Source organism: Pseudomonas paracarnis, from assembly GCF_904063055.1.
In the GTDB taxonomy this organism is placed as follows: domain Bacteria; phylum Pseudomonadota; class Gammaproteobacteria; order Pseudomonadales; family Pseudomonadaceae; genus Aquipseudomonas; species Aquipseudomonas paracarnis.
In genome coordinates, this window is sequence record NZ_CAJFCN010000043.1 from 1 (window position 1) to 1,332 (window position 1,332).

1 protein-coding gene is annotated in these 1,332 nt (G+C 55.9%); it reads left to right on the forward strand.

The annotated features are described in order from the left end of the window. The first annotated feature begins 21 nt into the window (after positions 1 to 21). On the forward strand, positions 22 to 1,323 hold the full coding sequence (locus tag JMV15_RS27785) for an IS4 family transposase (protein ID WP_081339099.1): 1,302 nt from the start codon (positions 22 to 24) through the stop codon (positions 1,321 to 1,323). Positions 1,324 to 1,332: the final 9 nt, after the last annotated feature.

The following is a 1,332-nucleotide window of genomic DNA, read 5'->3' on the forward strand; positions in this document are numbered from 1 at the left end:
AAAAAAGCACCTGCCAGTGTCATGGCCAAACTGGCGCTGCAGCAGGCTATTGCCCCCGAGTGGATTGATCAGGTTTTCGAAGAACACCGGCAACGGCAGTATTCTCGTGAGCTATTGTTCTCGACCATCATCAAGCTAATGTCCCTTGTTTCATTGGGCTTGAAGCCATCTCTGCACGCCGCCGCGCGACAACTGGAGGACCTTCCGGTCAGCCTGGCGGCTCTCTACGACAAGATCAGTCGTACCGAGCCTGCTCTGTTGCGCGCCCTGATTACGGGCTGTGCACAGCGCCTGGCTCCAACCATCCGGGAGCTGGGCTGCACGGCGATGCTGCCGGGTTGGCAGGTTCGGGTAGTGGACGGTAATCACCTGGCATCCACTGAAAAACGTCTGGGAGCTTTACGCAACGAGCGCGGCGCCGCTCGTCCCGGTTTTTCGGTTGTTGCATACGATCCCGATCTGGATCAGGTCGTCGACCTTCAGGCGTGTGAGGATGCCTACGCAAGCGAGCGCGTTTGTGTGCTGCCTTTATTGGCCAATGCCGAGCCAGGCCAAGTGTGGCTGGCTGACCGGCTTTATTGCACGCTCCCGGTTATGGAGGCTTGTGAGCAAGTCCAAACTTGCTTTGTCATTCGTCAGCAAGCCAAGCATCCACGCTTGATTCAAGAGGGTGAGTGGCAAGAGCCAGTACCTGTGGAAACTGGCACTGTGCGTGAGCAGATCATCCAGGTCAAAGGCGGTTACCAATGTCGGCGTGTCGAACTGACGCTTCATTCGCCAACGGACTCCGGCGACAGCAGCTTGATGTTCTGGAGCAACCTGCCTGAGAGCGTCAGTGCGCAACAGATCGCCGAACTGTATCGCCGCCGCTGGAGCATTGAAGGTATGTTCCAGCGACTGGAAGCGATCCTGGAAAGTGAGATCGAAACCCTTGGCAGCCCAAAGGCTGCCTTACTGGGGTTCGCAACGGCGGTATTGGCTTACAACGTCCTGGCTGTTCTCAAACGCAGTGTTGAACAAGCTCATCGGGATACCCAGCCTGAAGGATGGGAAGCCTCGATTTACCATTTAGCGGTTCAGGTCAGGAGTGGATATGAGGGAATGCAGATTGCGCTGCCCTCGGAACATCTTCCTGTCATTCCGTTGGAAAAACTGGCTCAGCACTTATTGGCGCTTGCCAGAAATATCCAACCTAAACAAGTTGCGAAAAGCCCCCGTGGCCCCAAGGTACCCAAGCCCAAAACATGGGTTAAAGGCACCGCGGTGAATGCGCATGTTTCAACGGACCGGATAATCAAGGCTGCCAAGACGAAAAGACCTTGAAAGGGCTGG

Excerpts from the sequence above, each read along its gene's own strand:
- JMV15_RS27785 (WP_081339099.1), top strand. The coding sequence starts at position 22 with ATGGCCAAACTGGCGCTGCAGCAGGCTATTGCCCCCGAGTGGATTGAT.